Below are 20,323 nucleotides of genomic sequence, written 5' to 3'. Positions count from 1 at the left end.
ATACTTTTAAGTCAAGTGGCAAATAATTCTGCCACCCATCGTAATTGTTATTTATCGCTCTCGAACTAATCGAAAACCAATATAATTTGCTCTAAAGTCAGCAGCTAGTGCTAACCGAGTCGACACTCGAGCCAAGCTAGGTGCAAAGTTCCAAGCACCACCTCTGACTGTGACATCATCTTGTGACGCGCGCTTTTGAGTCCATTCCCACACATTCCCAACAGTGTCATACAAACCATAGTTGTTTGGTGGAAACTCACCAACAGGGGCTGCACTCTTATTCGAATACTCACTACCACACCAACCACAATTTGCTAAATTTTTACCAATTTCATTGCCCCATGGGTATTCTGATGCTGTACTTGCTCTCGCTGCATACTCCCACTCAACTTCATTGGGCAAGCGAAACTGTTGTCCTTTTTCTCCCGATAACCAATTCGCATACGCTTTTGCATCTTCATACGACACGCATACCACAGGGAAATTATCTGCTTGTTTAAAGCCTGGGTTATTCCAGTTGTAATCAAGTTCCCATATTGGCTCACCATTTTTATAATAAGCACAACCTTTGCCTTTTTCAGCTTCAGTTTGGTAACCCGTACTGGTGATGAACGACCTAAATTGTGCAACGGTGACTTCCGTATTTTGCATAGCATATGAATTGCTCAGCACCTTCTCAACTACAGGTCTCTCATTTGCCAAACCATTACCAGTCAAATCTCCCATCTTAAAAGTACCTGCTGGAATAATCACAATCCCATTGTTACTTGCAGATGTAACTGTCGACGTTGCTAATTTGATAGGTTTGGTATTTTGCTCACTTTTCGGTGTCGGTGCAGCAATCGACTCAGGCTTTTTTGATAGCCGAGCATTTATCGTTTGCGCTTTGCGAATATTAACTTGCGCTTTATATGGCTGATATCCTAACTTTCTGACTTCAATATCGTGAATGCCTTTAGGGACTTTTACGGTTAACTTTGTTGAACCATAGCTCACACCATTTATAAAAACTTCATCGTCATATACATTTGAGCGTAACGTTACCGAAACTGAGTTAACTTCAGGAGATGGTGTTGATTTCGTATTTGCAACTCGAGGTGTATTGACTTCTATAATAGGCTGTTGTTGAACCTTAGCAACTTCAACTTGCCCTATGTTATCTGTTGAATCTTTAAACGTTAACTGCGTGTCACTGAATGTTGTGGGATAGCTTGCTTGATATCCCATAGACAATGGGGTGCCATATTCAGAACAAAAACGATTATCTAAATTTAACAGGCTACAAAGACGACTATTATTCATGTCTCCACGCATGGTCACACTTAGATTAACACTATAATTCCCCTGTCCACTAAAGGCACTACCTACCACATGGCTATTTACCACTTGAACCTGTGCCCCCGCAATATTGCGTTTTGGTTCAACAATGCGTTGCTCTGTCAAATTAGCAAACACCTGATCAATAAAGCGCTTAGTTGCTTTTTGTAGTCCGAGCTGTTGCCCACGTTGCTCGCACGCTGCCAATGTTTCAGTACGCTTACAATTAATGGTATGTTCTACCTCAAGTGTACCTTCACGGGTAAATTCATTTCGCAACCGCTCAACTCGCGCCGTGCTTAACTGGTCTTTCAAGCTTTCGAGTGTATTGACTAATGTGTGCTTAGTAATTCTGATTTGTTCGATATCTTTACGATGTGATGCAATCGCCGCCAACTGCATCGAAATATCATCTTTATTCTGCTTATGTGTTGCCACAGCTTGTTGATAACGAGTTTGCGCGGCTGTGATGTCAATTGAAGGATCATCAATTAAGCGTCTGTACAATTCATTCATTGCATCTAACGCCTGGTTTTTTTCTTTGTCTAACTCAGATGAACGTGTACGCAACAAAGCTAACTGTGACTGTAACCGAGCTTCTTCACTAATATGCTTATTTAATATTTGCGTATAGTTATCTAACTCAGTTTGCTTTACAGCTAACTCTGACTCAACGGCATTAACGGTAGCTGTATCCTGCGCAAAAACACCGGCAGCCATCAAAGTGGCAGTGACAAAAAAAGATAAAGGAGCAATTCGCATATATTCCATTCCCAAAAGCGGCAATTATTTGGTCGTTGTTATTTTTTATAATTAAGGCTTTATGCTATGTACTTACAAGGTAAAACACAAGCTTTGAGCAATTAATATCTCAGTTTACCCCTATTGCCTAGTTCGTTGCCAGTATTCTATTGAGATTTTCATTCTATATAGGAGGTTTGTTACACTTATCACACTTAAAATCAGAGATATGTCTATGCGCCCTCTTCAATTTGATTGGCCTGAGTCACCAATACAGCAGGTAACCTCACCCATCATACAAAAACAGCAGATCACATTAAACATTAAACGTGATGACTTGTTACACCCAACAATTAGTGGCAACAAATGGCGCAAACTTAAATACAACCTAAAAGAAATGCAAAAAAACAATAAAAACGCATTTTTAACGTTTTCAGGACCATTTTCTAATCATCTATATGCCGCAGGAATGGCTGCTAGACTATATAACATTCAAGGGAATATTATTATCCGAGGACCCAATATTGATGAATTAAACCCAACTATCAAAATGGCTCGAGCCTGTAAATTGCATTTATATCCGGTAAATAGACTTACGTATCGACAACGTAACGAACCCGCCTATCAAAACGAATTACGTAATACATTCCCGCATTGTCACTTAATCCCAGAAGGTGGGAGTAATCATGCCGCACTTGAGGGGGTCAAAGAGCTCGCAGGTAGTCTCAATAATACAGATTATATTGTCTGTGCTACAGGCAGTGGTGGAACTCTTGCCGGACTCATTAGTGGTACTCCTGAAAGCACACAGCTAATCGGAATCGCTGTTTTAAAAAACGCCGAATACCTTCGACAAGACATCATTAAGTTAAATCCCAACGCTGCCATTCAACATAATTGGCAATTATTATGTGATCATCACGATGGTGGCTATGGTAAGTTCTCCAAAACGCTATGGCTCTTTTGTAAAAAGATGAAACACGTATATAACCTTCCATTGGAGCCTATTTACACAGGAAAAGCATTTTACGCGCTATGGAACCTCATTGAACAAGGGTATTTCCCTGCCCATAGTCATATCACATTTATACACACTGGCGGACTACAAGGTCTAGACGGGCTCAGGTATCGAGATATGATCTAAACTGACAATAAAGCATTAACTCACAGAATAAAAATCACGAGTTACCTTTCACTTTAGTAACCGACTAATTCAATTTGTTGAAGTAATTCAGCAAAATAATACCCCTGAGCACCTTGTACACCTAGCTGCTGAAGGCAATTAAGCTCGGCCTGGGTCTCAACGCCCACGGCATAAACAGGTATGCCAACCCTTTCGGCTTGTCGTACTATTTGACGAACACTACGTTGCTGCAATTGATTTGTATCAATATGGTGCACCACTTCAAAAGACAATTTTATGGCTTCCATCGCAGGTATTGCACGCAGTGTTTTACCAGGCAAAACATCGGTTACATGATCCAGCAACACACCCGTTCCCAGTTTTGATAGCTGACTAAAAGCAGATAATAACGCGCGGTGATGATGATAATAGTCATAAGCCGACACTTCGAATTGTACTCGAGAAGCTACGCCACTGTCTGTGATTTTTTTTACTAGCCAACTAACAAATGCTTCATCACACCAGTTGATATAGTGTAAGTTAATACTTACCTTTGTTTTATTGGCTTCTTTCTGTAACACTTTCAACGTATGCGTCACGATAGTCTTATCTAAGGTGTTAATATGCTCACTACTGTGAATTTGTGGAATAAACTGTTTAGCTGAAATTAAACCCAGTTGACTGTGTCTTACTCTAAGCAATGCTTCACTTTGTTTAATATCTTGTTGCTTGAAACAAAACAAAGGCTGAAAAAATAAAACAAACTGCCCTTTATGGATATACGCTATAAAATCATCTTCACTACTTTGCATGGTCGTTGCATGTGTTTTGTTTAACGGTACCATATGCACATGCTGCCACACATTGTTCACAGCAACAGCGAGCGCTGAGCGGGCTAACTGGTATACCTGCGTTTGATCTGCTCTTGCTTGATAATAACAGGCACCGATTTTAACCGTTTTACGAGACAAATCTGGACGCATAATTAAAAGCGCCTGAAAAACAACTTCATGTAATCGCTTCTCTATTTGGCTTACATCACCAAAAGGAATGCGCTCAAATGTCACAGCGAGCGCTCCCGAATTAAGGTACTTCACCGAGCACTTAGTATAATTAGAAAAATGCTTTGCTAAAATAACGGAAAAGTGCTGCTGAGGGTCTATTTTTGAATCAATGACATACCGCCATTTAACTAACGCAAACACATTAAAAAGTGAGTCGTCCGACTTTCTTGGCTCAATTGCAGCGGGCAGTGCCACACTACTCGAAGTACTCACTTGCCTATTTTGCGAATAAAAGGTTTTTGGCCTCACTCGATAAACTAGCCACCAACGATAACAGAAAACTAAAAAACCAATAAATAACACATTAAAAAAGAGTAACACAGCTGCGTACTGCTCGATTATGGTGGGGTGTGATAAGGTTAATTTCAGTCCATCAAATACAAATACTTCATGTTCTAATGATCCGCCAACTTCCTCTGATAAGACCGAATCAAAACCATATTGCTGTGCAATTTCTGAAATTTGCTCATTTGTTCTATGCTGTGTCGCTAATTGATGTACCTCTTTTACAATCTCAACTCCCTTTTGATGTGTTTTCAAGTGTAATAAATGAACCAATAAAGCATTCAATATCAAAATAGTTGCAACCGAAAATGCGACAACATACAGCCGTACAACGCGGGAGTTTAACTGCTCTATAAATTGCTTCATTGCATCGCTTAACTTCGCTTTCAGTAGCTTAAGTGTTGTCTAGAAGTATATAAAACTCAAGGTTAGGCTCGATAAAAAGCACAACCCTATAATGTCTAATTAATGACAGGAAAACCCCGATTCACCACATGATATATGTAACGTAACTAAGAATTGAAGGCCTCTTTTGATATTTGTTCAATGTCTAATACGAACACGTTTTACATCTGCGACTTACCATCAGAATCAGTAACCCTCATATAACAACAATTTCCTTAAACACAATCCCTCGACTACACAGTAATTATTGATAAGGGTGTACATTGGATATAATATAAACACAAACTTTTAACAGTTGTACCTCATATGGAATATGTTCGCACATGGCTACGTTAACCACGGACCTAGATATCAAAACAACTTTTCGTTCAGACTATTACAAACTACTTAATAAAATTGGTGAAGGAGGATTTGGGCTCGTTTATAAGGCAAAGCAAGTAAGTACAGGGCAAATTGTCGCAATAAAATTTCTCTCACTGCCACATGAACTGGTTCAAGATAAAAGACGTCGCTATATCGAGCGCTTTCACCGGGAAGTTGATTTAATTGGTCGCTTGAATCACCCCAATATCGTGCAATTAATCGATAAAGGTCAACAACAAGATTCTCTACTTTACGCCGTGTATGAATACATTGATGGGCAATCACTTCGCGACAAATTAATTAACTCAGGTCCTTTTGAACCCTCAGACGCTGCCCATATCATGGCGAGTGTATTAGATGCCCTTGCCCATGCACATGACAAAGGTGTTATTCATAGAGACATAAAACCAGCAAACATAATGCTCTACCGTGTAGGTGCAAATACACACGTTAAAGTACTTGATTTTGGCATAGGGGCATTAAGACACGAAGCACGTCAGCTTGATTACAAAAGTATTACATTGACGCAAGAAACCTTGGGTACTCCATCTTATAGCGCACCAGAGCAGCTCAGAGGAGAACCACCAATACCTCAAACTGACATTTATGTTTGGGGACTTGTGTTTTTAGAGTGTCTTACTGGCCAACCTGCCATTTCAGGTAGTAGCTTAGCTGCTATTTTTCATCAACAGTTAAGTCCCTCCAATGTACCTTTAGGGCTTTTAGCGGGCCATGAGTCCGCAAATCTATTACGTCGTGTATTAAGCAAGAAATCCCAAGAACGCCCAGCAAGTACAACCGAACTTTATCACCATTTTAAAAAGCTGAATTTCTCTAATTTAGTTGGTTCTCTTTCTTTTCAAACCAATCGTGATAATAGAGGAATTGTACAATCCAACGATGACGATGAAACACAATACTACGATGCTCGCTTATCATATACTCGATTAACTGAGCGAAAACAAGTCTCTGTGCTTTGTGTCATTATTAGCACGGTTCAAGAAGCTACAATCGGCAATGAAGAACAAGACATTCTTGACACGCTCCATGCTGATCAAATGCAGCAATGTATCGATATTGCTGTGAGGTATGGTGCCTACCATGTTGGAAACTTAGGCGATACATTGCTGTTCTATTTTGGCTACCCGCAAGTCACCGACAACGATAGTCGTTTATGCAGTCGCACAGCTCTTGAAATTGCCAGCAATTTACATAAAAAAAATGCGTTACTCAAAAAAACACAAGGTGTGACATGTTATGCCCACATGGGCATACAAGTAGGGATGATGGTGAGCCTAGCGAATAACATGCCGGAAGGAAAAACCGCACATGAAGCGATGAACCTGTGTCGACAAGCCCCGCCAAATCAAATTCTTTGCTCTGAAAACGTAAAACATTTGCTAGATGGCTATTTACATTTTGATATGTGCAATCAAGTAAATCTTACTCGTAGTCAAAATGACCCAATATTCATTTTACATGGAGAGCGTCAATTAGAGGCTTTTGGGTTTCTTAGAGGCACCAGAAAAAATTCCATTTTTGTTGGTCGCCAGCCAGAACTGAGAACATTACACACCCTACTTACTAGTCAATTAAACCCCGACCGACCTAGGTGTGTACATATTCAAGGTGAAGCAGGTATTGGCAAATCACGTCTAGTTTTTGAGCTGCGCACTCAGAGTAAAGCGTTGCGTCACCTAGTTGCACAATGTTTACCGGAATATAGAAACAATGCGCTGTTCCCTATCATCACGTTGTTAAAATTTAAATATTCGCTTGATGCCCTCACTGATACCCAAGCATTAGGTGTCCTCAAACAGGCAATACAAAGAACATTTTTGACTCAAGAAAAGCAAGAACAAGGGCTGTTAATTTTATCCGCGTGGTTAAATCTTCCATTGCCAGAGCATAATAACGCCTCGAGTTTATCTCCAGAAATACAAAAACAAAGACTATTCGATATTTTAGTGCACCTGTTATGCCAGCCCTCTGAGCTTTACCACAATGGAGCAGCCGTTGTCAGGCATTTGTTTATTTTTGAAGATATGCACTGGGCAGATCCAACCAGCCTGGAATTCATTGGGTACTTTGTTTCAACCAGTGTATTTCGAGAAGGTGCTCACAGCTGGCTAACAACTTCAAGAGAGTCTCAGCCTGCGTCAGTTGACCCTCATTTATTCACTCAGCTATGTGTGCCAAAGCTAAACAAAGAAGATACAACTTCGTTTATCACTTATTTGTTTGACCACCAGCCTCTCGCATCAGGTCTGCTTCAAGTGCTTCAAGAGCGCACTGATGGTATTCCATTGTTTATTGAAGAACTGGCATCATCATTACAAAAACAAAAACTGGTCCATAAAATAAACGGGCAATTTGACTTCGTGAGTGAAGATAAAAAAGCCCTTGTACCCATGACGTTACGAGATTCATTACAGCAAAAGCTTGATCAGCTGCAATCAGGCAAAGACACTGCACAACTGGCGGCAGCAATTGGTCGCGAATTTGATTACGCGCTACTTGTCTCTGCTTCTGATAAAGATGAAGCACAAATACAAAATGATTTACAAGCGTTAATCAATACGGAGCTTGTTTTCCAACAACGGCAAGTGGATGGCGATAATTATATTTTTAAACATGCCTTAGTAAGAGATGCCGCTTATGAAGCGATGTCTCTTCAACAAAAAGAACAAATTCACTTACAAGTAGCTAAGTCTTTAGAGAAGTCGTTGGAATATAATGCCGATTTGTCTATGTCTTTAATTGCTAGGCACTTCTTTTTAGCGAAACAATACCGCGAGGCAACCGAATACGGTTTAAAAGGTGTTCAACAACAAGTCACTTATTCAGCAAACGTCGAGGCACTTGAGGCTACCAAAGAGGTTTTAGACTGGTGTCAACATATTAAAACTCCCACAGTTGCTATGGAGCTAGAAATACAAATCCTCGGTGCTCAAATAGCCCCTGTTTTATCACTAGACGGATATGGAGGAGATAGAGTAGCCCATATAACCCAGCAGATCCCTGCACTTGTAAAACAACTAAATGAGTTAGCGCCGACAGGTAATACACACCTTCGAAAATTAACCAAAGATAAAAGCGACTGGGTATTATTCCTGAATTTATTCTACGAATCGCAACGCGAAAAAGCGGGGATCTTAGGCCGAGAAATGATGGCCGATGCTATTGCGCATAATGACACTCAAAGACACATGATGGTTGCGATGATGTTAGCCGAAGTCTACTTTTTTGATAGTGATATAGACAACGCGTTGGTTTTGCACGAAAAGGCGATATCACTTTGGGACCCTGAGCGCGATAAAAATTGTTACCGCGATTACGGTATACATCCTCATGTACAGAATCTCGCGATGGGTGGGATGTACTACTTGCATAGCGGTGATATTTCCACAGCAGCAATTAGGCTCGCCCAAGCCGAAGCATTAATTACTGATGACTTAGATGACATATCTAGAGTCTTTGTCTACTTATTTCAGGCAATTAATGCAATTCACTTAAATGACAACCAACAAATCAAAGACAGTATGCACGCTTATGATCGTCAATATGGTAAAGGAACCTCCGTGGTACATCATACTGTATATCTGAGTGCGCTTTATGCCTTTGCAACGGACGATTTTGAATTAGGCAACTTAAAAACAAATATTATTAGGCAATCTGAGCAAAATATTTCCACCGCTAGATGGTGTACTTTTCTAGCCAAACTGTACATGAAACATCATCACTTTGATGAAGCAATCAAACGCTTTAGAGATAGCTTTGCCATTGCACAGCGGAATAACACATTTATATGGTTTCCATATATCAAAACAACGTTAGCGAAATGCCTATTTTTAAAAGGTTATCATGAAGGAGTAAGCAACCCTGTGAGTAATGAAATCAAGCAACTCTTACATGATTCAATACAATTAGCGTGGCAAAAAAACTCTAGGTGGTCTGCCCTCGAAGCACTGCACTGTTTAAAGGCAATTGCGCCTGAGCTGATGACAAGTGATTACAATCACAAGCTTAAAGAGTTAACCATGTACATGAACGAACGTGGGCTACAAAACGTCACGTATAAACCTGATTTTATATACTAAGCGGTACCTAAGTGCGTTAAGTGCAATCGCATAACCCTAAAAGCAAGAAGGAACGAATAATGAGCAATACGTCTTCAAATATAAATAATATTGTCGTTACTGACAGACTCGTACTGAACCATATATGGCCGAACGTGCTCGCAAGATACTGGCAACGTTGTGATGAAGGAGATTATGTAAGATGCCTATATACCATCCTAAAAGATGATCTAAACATCCAAAATGTTACAGAAGTATACCGCGATAAACAAGGTAATGTAGTTCCGTCGCCTGCTGGTACGTATGATCCAACATCAGCACATATTGTCAGTACCGTTGGTGAAGAAGTATTAGTGACACTGCAAGCTATTGATAACGACATCACATACAACACCGGCGATTTATTTAAGCCTGTCAATGGGTATGAGCATCTTTTCGGTAAGCTACACGTCAAAATCCCCCCTGTAAATTCGCTTTATCATATGTTTAATGCTGAAAACACCGCAAATAACAACCAAAGCCAAGCTGATATTATTGCTAACTTTCAATTACTTGGTTTTTACTTCCCATTAAGCCAGCTGTTTGATGACTATGATACAAAAAACCGCCCTGCTACTCCCTCATTTTGTAATGAAAACGCAGGCAAGACAGATCCCGAGCTCGCTCAAAACTGTGCCACTAACATCATTGACAGCTTGTCTTGCGCAATTATTTCCTGGTACCTCTTTACATATGACACGAGTAATAATGAGGCATTCATTAAAGGTTTAAAAGCCGAACTATTGAACCTGCTTAGCGCACAGCATAAAAAAGCGGGAGAGCAACCCAATAGTGTTGGGCAATTATTCGACCGTGGTGGGGCTTTCGCCTTCACAGAAGACGCCAACTGGGAATACTTTGTACCTAGGATGGTTGCCTATAATTGGAACAGTCGATGGCAAAAAGCGACGATTCGTTTTTCAAATAGCTTAACGGGTGAAAAGACTTTTAAAACCATTAAAGCGACATTACAAGACTCTAAAACAATTGTTGAGGCACAAGAAAAGATCCGCAGTGAACTTAAACAAGGTTTTTCTAAAGAGCATATCTATCGGGAATTTGTGCATCATTTCCCTCAGCTACAAACCGATATAGCAGACACATTAAAGGCCGCTGGCTTAGAAAAAATTATTAATGAGAATTTTAAAAACACCATCAACTGTGGAGATCAATTATCTAGCTACCCAGAAATGTTAGAAACTCTAGGATATACCATCCCTCCAGGATTGAAGATTTACATACACTATGCCACTGAGTTGCCAAAAAGCGGCGAAAGGTGGCACCCAGCTGAGTACGCAAGTGAACTTGAAGTCGTACTACCGTCACCACCAGAAATACTCGATGTTGGGGCTTCTGCAATAGCCGATTTTACTGCATTACGCGCCAGCCAGCCATTCACTGTAGGCTAAGAAGTATATTGTAAAAAGCTGATATATGAGTACATTACATTGCTAAATCACTCTGTAGTGTACTTACTACCGATTCCATTTTGAACGATACTTGCATGAAGTCTAAAATAGATAACGCACATAATACGAATTATGAACTGGATGGATTCTCTCTGCATCCTCATAGTATTAACCCTGCCGTGGTTGCTGATGCATTAACAGGTACTCAGCAAGTACTCGTAGGCCGTTATGATACTGGTATTGCGCCTTGGAGCACCCCTGATGTAGGCAATGATAATCAAGTGCAAAGAGTTCAACAAATTCACCTTGCTAATTACGCAATAAAAGCATTATTAACTTCCCCTGTAATTGGTCAACTCGCAGCACAAATCACTGGCGCAAGTTGCGTTCAAATTGTACTCAGTCAACTATATTACAAACCGCCAAACAGTGGTCAAGGAGGTGAAGTTGGTTTTCATCGTGATAACGACTATATTTCAGCGTTTACCTCTGGCGTAATAAATGCTTGGTTGCCTCTGGTTGATATGTGTGCAGCCATGGCGCCTCTCACTTATGTAAATCAATCACATTGTTGGCCAAAAAAATCTCGTTACTCTGGCATAGCACAACACAATCTTCACCAACAGCGACAACTGCTAAAAATTGATTCTCTCCCCCATCCTTGGATCGAAACGCCTTCGATAACAAATGCAGGAGATATTGCCTTTCATCACCCAAAAACTTTGCATGGCAGTGCCGAAAACACCACTGACACAGGGCGATATGCCGTTAGTATGTGTTTAATAACAGATAAAGTGACGTTCAATACCAATGAAACACGCGCTAGAGAAATGCTAAAAGACAACACGACATACCCAATAATTTATGAAAAATAGTGCCAGCAATCTCATTCATAAAATTGAAATGACACCGTAACATCATTATAAAGGACAACCCAGATGTATGACTCAGACCGCCATGTTGTAGAGCCTTTCGCTATGTGGCAGCAATATGTTGAAAGTACTATTTTCCAAAAATACCCACTTACCTGTGTATACGACACGCCCGCCAAAAAGCGTGAGCGTATTTTAAAGTTTGGACCTCAGGGTGGCATTGATCTTCCCCCTATATTCACAATTGGTGATATTCCTATCATCAATAATTGGCATGACACAGAGCAACTTGCCAGCGCTTATTTGAATACCGACAGTATTGAACAACGTGAGCAAGCAATGTCGGGGGAGCAACAACTTGATTCCATGCAGCAAAGTAATATTGATGTAGCGTGTTTATTCCCTACTTTCGCTACTTTTATCGTCAACCATCAACAGCTACCCGCTGAGGTATCTCTTGCTTATGCTGATGCGTATAATCGTTGGCTTCACAATTATTGCCAACATGCACCAAATCAGTTAAAAGCAGTGGGCCTGATCAGTCGCCATAAGCCAAGCTCTTTACTTAGACAATTAGAACAAATAATAAGCTATGGTTGGTCTAGTATTGTATTACGTCCAGAAGTCATCGCAAATCGAGACTTAGGTCACCCTGATTACGAATCTTTTTGGCAAGCATGTGAGTTTAACAATATCGCGGTTGCATTTCATGGCGGCTCTTGCCTGCATGGCTCAACCACCGGAAACCAACGCTTTAGTGCGAGATTCTCATTGCACGCATGCTCTCATCCAATGGAAGCACAAATGGCGTTTGTGGCTTTACTAGAAAGTGGCGTACTAGAACGATACCCAAAATTGAAATTCGCTTTTTTAGAAGCTGGGGCATCTTGGTTACCTTCTTGGTTATGGCGTTTGGATAACATTTGCTTCCCTGAATTTCCAAGCCTAGTAGAAAGTAATATAAAAATGCTACCTTCCGAGTATTTTAAACGCCAATGCTGGGTAGGTATTGAGTTGGGCGAACCTTGTTTACGCGAAGTCATCAATATTATTGGCCATAAAAAGTTATTATATGGCACAGACTTTCCACACCCAGACCATTTGCATTTCACGACTGAGAATATAACTGAACAGTTGAGCGAGTTAAGCGAGACTGAATGCATTGATATCACTATTAATAATGGTCGAGAGTTTTATGAGTTAAAAATCGATGAACACGGGTCCAGTGCGACCAATCTATCTACTGAATCACATCATATCGTTGCAGCTTCACACATAGAGATGGCAGATTAAACAGTGGCAGTATTTAATGAGCACTATCAGTGGCACCCAAAATTCTTTGTGGCTCCCTATCGGGATACCCACTACCGATTATTGGCAGAGTGCGATACCCACCTGATTGAAATAGAGCAGATGGACGCATTACATTCGATTTTAACGCAAGGTAAAAGTTTAACTGAAATAAGTTCGCTCTGTTCCAGTAAGGTCATTGTGAGCCTTAGAACACTTTTGCCAGTACTTGTACAAGCAGGCTTCATTTTACCACGCCAAAGTCTTGCTCAAATCAGTCATTACTATGTGCCCCAATATACTTTGCCTCCCAAAATAAACAATAATAGTCGCTGGAAAGAAATCGTCTGGTTATCTAAACCTGATTTACCCTTTGATTTTGAAAGTGTCTCCCTCCCTGACGCTATATTGGAGCAAACAAGCCTCGTAATCGCAGACGATTACTTAGATCCGCGACTATCTGCGATTAATCAAGCATATCGTGACAATCAAGTTCAATGGTTAATCATTAAAGTGACGGGGGAGCGCGCGTTTGTCGGACCTTTGTTTAACCCCTTAGCTGAAAGTGCATGCTGGCAATGCTTGCAGCACCGTATGCTAATTCATAGTGCTTTACGTTGGTTCACTGATAGTCAAGACAGTGCTTCCATAGAGCCTTCAGTCCAAGCCTTAGCGCCAATTCCGATTCATTATGATACACATCGTATGCAGCAGTTTAAATCACAGGCCGAAAGAGTCATTCCTGAATTAATGAGTGATCACCACCTCAATACGCTTTATGAAATAAATGACACCACGATGACAATCCATCCGGTCATTAAACGCCCTCAATGCCAAAGCTGCGGAGATCCCCATTTATTCAAACACAATACTAAGCCTATTAAGCTAAGCCCTAGCAAAAAGTTAACCCATCACGATGGTGGCTATAGAACGGTACCAGTAAGTGAGACCCATGATAAACTTCAAAAATTAGTCAGCCCCATTAGTGGCCTACTGACTCACTGCCATACCGAATCAAGCTCCGAAAAGGGGGTCAATCAAATATACCGCAGTGGGTTCTTTCAAGTACCACGTCGACCGCTCTCTTTTGACTCAAAAACTCCGTTGCCTGTTTTTTGGTATAGCTCTATGGGCAAAGGGATTACTCCCATGCAATCTAAAGTTAGCGCATTGAGTGAAGGAATTGAACGTTTAGCATCTCAATATCAGGGCGACGAACCCACACACTTAGCAACTCCACCTAAAAACTCTGATAAATACATACTACCACAGCAGTTATCCCCTTTTTCAGACGCTCAGTATCAACATTTTTCATCCAAAAGTAATGCCCAACATAATTTGTATTCTACACAACCATACGATGGAGATACGCCATTACACTGGAGCCCTGTTTGGTCTTTAGTTACTCACAAACAGTGCTTTGTGCCAACCAGCTTCTGTTATGATCACTGTCCTTTTGAAGATCAAAAATACAGTCGTTTTTACCACAATGGGGGCGCAGCCGGAAATACCTTAGAAGAAGCCCTTTTACAGGGGTTCCTTGAAATCATTGAGCGAGATGCTATTGCCATTTGGTGGTATAACCAAGTACCTAGAAATAGCGTTTGCTTAAAAGGGATCAATAACGAGTTATCACTTCAGCTATCAAATACGCTGGAGCAACATTGCGATTATTGGGTCTTGAATATTACCACCGATTTTAACGTCCCTGTATTTGCAGCAGTCGCACATAACAAAATCACTGAACAATTTAGTTTAGGTTTTGGTTGCCACATTGATCCCACTATCGCGATACACAGAGCGTTAACTGAATTATGCCAAATTTTCGAAATACGACACAATCATACAGCCCCTTTTGATTTTGATGAGATAACCAACAAAGATTTTCTATTTCCTCTTCAATATTCCGCAGAGAGTACTAATGAAATTAGGTGGCCCTATAACTCAGATATCTGTGACGATATACAATACTTACTAAATTGCGCAAAAAGCTTAACACTTGATGTACTCGTACTGAATTACACTCGTCCAGATATGTGTTTACATACAGCAAAAGTAATCATCCCAGGTACATGTCACTTATTCCCTTACTTTGCATCAGAGCGCCTTTATTCTGTGCCTGTTTCTATGCAGCTACAAGCCAAGAGAAAATTAGAATCACAACTGAACCAACATGCACTGTTAATTTAACCCAGCTCAATAAGTACCCATGTACTTACCGGCTACTTGTATTAAGGCTATTCCAATGAAAGACAAATACACAAAAGATGGGTTTGTTGTGTTAGAACAAGACAGAAACTGGCAAGCACTAAAAAATGAGATCTGTTATCAGTTTACTCGGATCTTTACAAACTCAGCCGCCAATAAAATCCCTGCGGCGCTGTGTTGGAATATCGGAGAACCGAACAAAATTCAAAAAATCGACACAGTGCATATGCTCAGTCATTCTGTATATCGATTAATTTTTTCACCGTCACTTATTCAGTATATTATCAACCTCACAGGTGCTCACAAAATTCAATTGAACTCATCTCATTTATTTTTTAAACCAGCCCATAGCGGTAACTCTGGCAACGTTGGCTGGCACACTGACTATAAAAATAGTCGATGTAATAAATTAAACATCATTGTTGCATGTATCCCTTTAAACCCGATCAGTAAACACAGCGGCAATATGAAGTTTGTAAAGGGTTCACATTTGTGGTCCGGCAATACTGAACATGATTTCAATGATGGCGCGCCATGTGATCTTGAATTGCAAACCCAGAAGCTTGTTGACATAACACCTGACAATGTGGGCTATCAAGAAGTCTATGCGTACTCAAATAATAATGAATTCTCTATCCATAACGGTAATACTTGGCACTGTAGTGGACCTAATAGTTCCGATGTTTTCAGGCTGAGCCTGTCAATTTCACTGCATATACAAACCGACGCTTTTGGCTATTGTTTGCCCGACAATGTTCGTAACCCAATAATTTATAATAAAAGTTATTTATAATGAATACTAATCAATTGATCTGGCACCCTAAGTTTCTCCCCTATCGCTTTGAACGCATAGGCGTGTTACTTATTGCTGAACACGAATTTTTTTGGCTCAGTGAACGCGATTACCCTGCTGTAACGACGATTAATGATACTCTTGCACAACCGCTTCAAAACGCATCAACAATTGCACACTCAACGGTACACTGCGCCACATTTTTATATCGCGCCAATCAGCTAGTCAAACATAAAATCTTATGTAATAACTCTGACCCCATGACAATTAAGTACCGCCAACCATCTCCCCAACTATGCTCACAACTTTACGTCAGCGATAACTTTGAGATCAAAAGTATATCCTCAGCAGCCTCTGACTTCTTAAAGCTATGGAGCATGAAACTTCAAACCGTACTCAAGTCAAAAGAAAAAAACCGTGCAGATAAGTTACATATATTACTCGTTGATGATTTACTCGATAAACAACTCTTGCCTCTAACCAAAAAACTCGATAAATACTGCGTTATCAAAGTTACCGGAAATATACTGCAATTCACGCCTATTTTTAGCAAAAAACGTAACACGTCACCGCAAAGTTTAACCACTAAAAAAGCCAGCTTGCGATATCTTCAAGATCTACTTCGGCAAAACCGTCCCGTAAACCACTTTATTGCCTGTCAAAACGAGGGGCGAGTAGCGTTTGCACCATACGAGTTGCGTCATGAATTTTTAGAGCCTCAATGGCAAGATATACAAAGATTACTAAAGCAGCAAATGGAGAGTCATCATTGTGAGCTACTACAATATGATATAGGTAATGATCAGACATCAACTCACCTAATTCCAGAAGATAGGCGCGTACTTACACTACAAAAGACATTATTTGGCCAACCTATTTTATTACAAAGCAGCCCGATTACATACAATACAGATGGTGGTTCTCGGACTTTAACACCAGAACAAACCATATTAAAAATCATGCCCTTTGTAGATCCTGTAACGGGCTTTATCAGCCACCTGAAACCACTTGAAACAAAATATGAAGGGCCAATAAAAATTTATCAAACAGCTTTTTTTAAAACGCCTTTGGGAAAACATATTAACCGCTTAGATAATAATAGTTTCGTACAAAGTTGTTTAGGTAAAGGAGTTAGCCACGCACAATCGCAAGCAAGTGCATTGTGTGAGGCAATAGAAAGGCGTAATGCGCAGTACCAAGGGAATGAACCCTTTCACATTTCAACGGCTCACTCATTGAACGAGCGACACATGAGCTTTCATCAGCTGGCCCCCTTTAGTGAGAAGCAGTACGCAATGTTTTGTGACATTAATAATCCAGAATCTCAGCGTAGCCAAGCTGTCAGACGGTATCACAGTGACTCCATACATTGGTTTGCGAGTTGGTCATTATCCAATAACGAAAAAGTGTACCTTCCTCTAAGTATATGCTTTGCTAATATTCCTTTTACTGACGACTCTTTTGGCCGCTGGCATTCAAATGGTGCCGCTGCCGGTAATTCATTGGAAGAAGCGATACTGCAAGGGCTATTTGAACTGATAGAGCGTGATGCAACGGCCATCTGGTGGTATAACCAAATACACAGGCCTGCATTTGAGCTTTCTCGTATTGCCTTAGATTACTTTACTCCTTTGAACGACACACTCAAAGTCAGCCACAATTTTTGGGTGCTCGACTTAACCCATGATTTTGGTATTCCGGTTATGGCGGCTGTGGGAGAACATCTGCATAATGGCGGTCTCATTTTTGGTTTTGGTTGCCATTTAGAGCCTGAAATGGCTGCCCAAAGAGCACTCACGGAACTCTGTCAATTAATTCCGGTTAGAGACCAAAAGAATGCACCATTTGACTTTGATGCCATAACTAAGCGCCCTTTTCTCTATCCGCAAAATGTACCGGTTGAAAGTGTTAAATTGGTAACTGACAAAGATATTAAAAATAATATTCAGGCTGTGGTTGCAGCACTTGAAGATCAGAACATTGAAGTGTTAGTTGTGGACTATACCCGAGATGAGTTACCCATAAATACGGCAAAAGTCTTTGCACCTGGTTTGTGTCATATATGGCCACAACTGGCTAATCAACGCCTGTATCAAGTGCCTGTCGATTTAGGTTGGGTGAAACAGGCAAAAAATGAATCAACCATTAATCAGCAAGGACTCTACGTTTAAAGCGCTAAATATATTTAATATGACGATATCTTCGAGACTCCTTTATTCACAAGGCTTTATCTCGAAGGTACTATCTCTAAAATGTATTCAAGTACAATACAACCTAAACATCACATCAATACCTCTGGTAGCAAGTAGCAAGCATATGGGCTTTATGATGAGTCAATAATAATGGCTTATTTGATAGCGATAATTAGATGTAATATTCATGTAATAGACATACATATACACCTTGCTAGTCTAAAGTTGAATATATAGCAAGGACTTAATAAAAGGACATTACGCATGGCAGAGTTAAAAATTAATGCATCACAAGAGCTAGTTTACCTTTCAAAATATCATTTAATAGGTCGTAAAGAAGATGCTGTCAATACTCATATTAATCACCCCAATGTATCTCGTATACATATGCTGATAGAGTGGAGTGATAATAGTTGGCATGTGAAAGATATGAGTAGAAATGGTGTCTGGCTAAATAACAAACAGCTGGATGTAGATCTTGAATACCCTCTATCAATAGGCGACACGATATCTCTCAATGCAACAGCCGATTATACATTCACAGTTACCAACCTAGATAAACCACTCGATGCATTAGTGCCTGACACAAAACAAACTGTTCACCGTAATCAGTTACCCAAAGCCATTTTCCTTGACGAGTTAAACTTACTGCCCAATGAAACAGCGCCTGAAATTGTGTTGTCATATAACACCGAAGAAAAACGCTGGGTATGTGAAAATGCTGAAGATATGACATCCCACCCAGTTTCTGAAGGAGAAAAAATCTATTTTGCAAACACGCAGTGGAAACTTGTCACTGGATCTGACGAAAATGATATCGCAACAGTGGCACTTAATCAGCAAGAAGAGGTTGAGCTAAAGTATATATTTCGTATCAGTCAAGATGAAGAGCACACTGGGTTGAAAGTAAAACATAACAAAACAATGATTGATATGGATGTACGTTGTCATCATTATTTAACCGCCTTACTCGCCCGATATAAAACAGATATGCTAAAACAAGAAGCTGATGACGGGTGGGTCTCAATTAAAAAGTTGTCAAAAGACTTAGGGCTCAGTGAGTGCCACATTAATATTCAAATACACAGAGCTAGAAAGCAATTAATAGAACAGTTTAAACGTATTGGGCTTGTCGCGCCGTCACTAATTGAACGCCGTACTGGCTATGTACGCTTTACCTCTAATAATTTCAATATCTTTAAAGGCAGTGCACTAGAGTATTGAGACAACTCTCTCGTCAATACATTAGGCCACCTATCACCTACTCAGCACGCAAGATGAGTAACATGATCACACTAATTTAAGGTATTTATCAGTAAAAACTAACAATGCAGCCAACAATATAAATTCGTTTGCAATCTATAATAAACAAAAACCCAGCAATGATGCTGGGTTTCAATGATATTCAGCACCTAAATTGACACTTTATATCATTTAGAACGGAATATCGTCGTCAAAATCAATTGGCGGTTCCATTGGATTTGATGCGCCACCAGCAGGAGCTGGCTTAGGTGCAAATCCGCCTTGTTGCTGTGGTGCACTTTGTTGAGGTTGTGCAGGCGCAGCTTGTTGCGGTGCAAATCCACCCGCTTGTTGAGTGTTACTCTGTTGTGGCGCACTCTGGTTTTGAGGCGCAAAGCCACCTTGTTGGTTCTGGGCTGGCTGAGAGTAGCCCCCTTGCTGTTGTGGTGCTTGATTATATTGTGATGGAGCTTGTGGTTGTGAATAACCACCTTGTTGTTGGCCTCCACCTTGATACTGACCACCGCCCTGTTGATCACCACGACCACCTAACATTTGCATTTGACCACTAAAGCCATCAACAACAATTTCAGTTGTATACTTTTCTTGACCACTTTGATCAGTCCATTTACGTGTTTGAAGTTTACCTTCGACGTAAATTTGAGACCCTTTACGGCAGTACTCACCAACAATTTCAGCTAGCTTTCCAAAAAAGACTACACGATGCCATTCAGTCTTATCGATCATTTGGCCCGTGTTTTTATCTTTGTAACTATCAGATGTTGCTAAAGTAATGTTTGCAACGCCATTGCCATTCGGCATATAACGTACTTCAGGATCTTGACCCAAATTACCAACCAAAATAACTTTATTTACACCACGTGCCATGACACCTTCTCCT

At 40.4% G+C, this 20,323-nt stretch carries 12 protein-coding genes; 9 read left to right on the top strand and 3 right to left on the bottom strand.

What is annotated here, in order from left to right; genetic code table 11:
• Window positions 1–51: 51 nt before the first annotated feature.
• Window positions 52–2,079, bottom strand: a complete 2,028-nt coding sequence (locus J8L98_RS06820) for a formylglycine-generating enzyme family protein (RefSeq protein WP_210995832.1) — start codon at window positions 2,077–2,079, stop codon at window positions 52–54.
• 214 nt (window positions 2,080–2,293) lie between these two features.
• Between J8L98_RS06820 and J8L98_RS06815 the strand changes: the two genes are divergently transcribed.
• The gene (locus J8L98_RS06815) at window positions 2,294–3,202 is read left to right on the top strand and encodes a pyridoxal-phosphate dependent enzyme (RefSeq protein ID WP_210995831.1); all 909 of its coding nucleotides are present in this window, start codon (window positions 2,294–2,296) and stop codon (window positions 3,200–3,202) included.
• A 53-nt stretch (window positions 3,203–3,255) separates the two neighbouring features.
• Here J8L98_RS06815 and J8L98_RS06810 read toward each other — a convergent pair whose 3' ends face one another.
• Window positions 3,256–4,896, bottom strand: coding sequence for an EAL domain-containing protein (locus J8L98_RS06810; protein WP_210995830.1), 1,641 nt, complete (start codon window positions 4,894–4,896; stop codon window positions 3,256–3,258).
• A 362-nt stretch (window positions 4,897–5,258) separates the two neighbouring features.
• Here J8L98_RS06810 and J8L98_RS06805 point away from each other — a divergent pair, with 362 nt between their 5' ends.
• The 8 genes from J8L98_RS06805 (at window position 5,259) to J8L98_RS06770 (ending at window position 19,404) form a co-directional block, all read left to right on the top strand.
• On the top strand, window positions 5,259–9,398 hold the full coding sequence (locus J8L98_RS06805; protein ID WP_210995829.1) for a TOMM system kinase/cyclase fusion protein: 4,140 nt from the start codon (window positions 5,259–5,261) through the stop codon (window positions 9,396–9,398).
• Window positions 9,399–9,457: 59 nt separating this feature from the next.
• Window positions 9,458–10,825, top strand: a complete 1,368-nt coding sequence (locus tag J8L98_RS06800; RefSeq protein ID WP_210995828.1) for a hypothetical protein — start codon at window positions 9,458–9,460, stop codon at window positions 10,823–10,825.
• Between the two features lie 95 nt (window positions 10,826–10,920).
• Window positions 10,921–11,700: a phytanoyl-CoA dioxygenase family protein gene (locus J8L98_RS06795; protein WP_210995827.1), complete on the top strand. Its 780-nt coding sequence runs from the start codon at window positions 10,921–10,923 to the stop codon at window positions 11,698–11,700.
• A 63-nt stretch (window positions 11,701–11,763) separates the two neighbouring features.
• Complete coding sequence (locus J8L98_RS06790) at window positions 11,764–12,990, top strand: amidohydrolase family protein (RefSeq protein ID WP_210995826.1); 1,227 nt, start codon at window positions 11,764–11,766, stop codon at window positions 12,988–12,990.
• Between the two features lie 3 nt (window positions 12,991–12,993).
• The gene (locus tag J8L98_RS06785) at window positions 12,994–15,177 is read left to right on the top strand and encodes a TOMM precursor leader peptide-binding protein (RefSeq protein WP_210995825.1); all 2,184 of its coding nucleotides are present in this window, start codon (window positions 12,994–12,996) and stop codon (window positions 15,175–15,177) included.
• A gap of 55 nt (window positions 15,178–15,232) precedes the next feature.
• On the top strand, window positions 15,233–15,988 hold the full coding sequence (locus J8L98_RS06780) for a phytanoyl-CoA dioxygenase family protein (protein ID WP_210995824.1): 756 nt from the start codon (window positions 15,233–15,235) through the stop codon (window positions 15,986–15,988).
• Window positions 15,988–18,159: a YcaO-like family protein gene (locus J8L98_RS06775; RefSeq protein WP_210995823.1), complete on the top strand. Its 2,172-nt coding sequence runs from the start codon at window positions 15,988–15,990 to the stop codon at window positions 18,157–18,159. The genes J8L98_RS06780 and J8L98_RS06775 overlap by 1 nt, the downstream gene beginning before the upstream one ends.
• Before the next feature lie 285 nt (window positions 18,160–18,444).
• The gene (locus J8L98_RS06770; protein ID WP_192506289.1) at window positions 18,445–19,404 is read left to right on the top strand and encodes an FHA domain-containing protein; all 960 of its coding nucleotides are present in this window, start codon (window positions 18,445–18,447) and stop codon (window positions 19,402–19,404) included.
• A gap of 210 nt (window positions 19,405–19,614) precedes the next feature.
• Here the strand turns inward: J8L98_RS06770 and ssb are convergent, their stop codons facing one another.
• Window positions 19,615–20,310: a single-stranded DNA-binding protein gene (gene ssb / locus J8L98_RS06765; RefSeq protein ID WP_210995822.1), complete on the bottom strand. Its 696-nt coding sequence runs from the start codon at window positions 20,308–20,310 to the stop codon at window positions 19,615–19,617.
• Window positions 20,311–20,323: the final 13 nt, after the last annotated feature.

The organism is Pseudoalteromonas sp. MMG013, from assembly GCF_018100885.1.
Classification (GTDB): domain Bacteria; phylum Pseudomonadota; class Gammaproteobacteria; order Enterobacterales; family Alteromonadaceae; genus Pseudoalteromonas; species Pseudoalteromonas aurantia.
The sequence above is the reverse complement of the archived record's forward strand: the minus strand, read 5'-3'. Positions and strand labels throughout refer to the sequence as shown.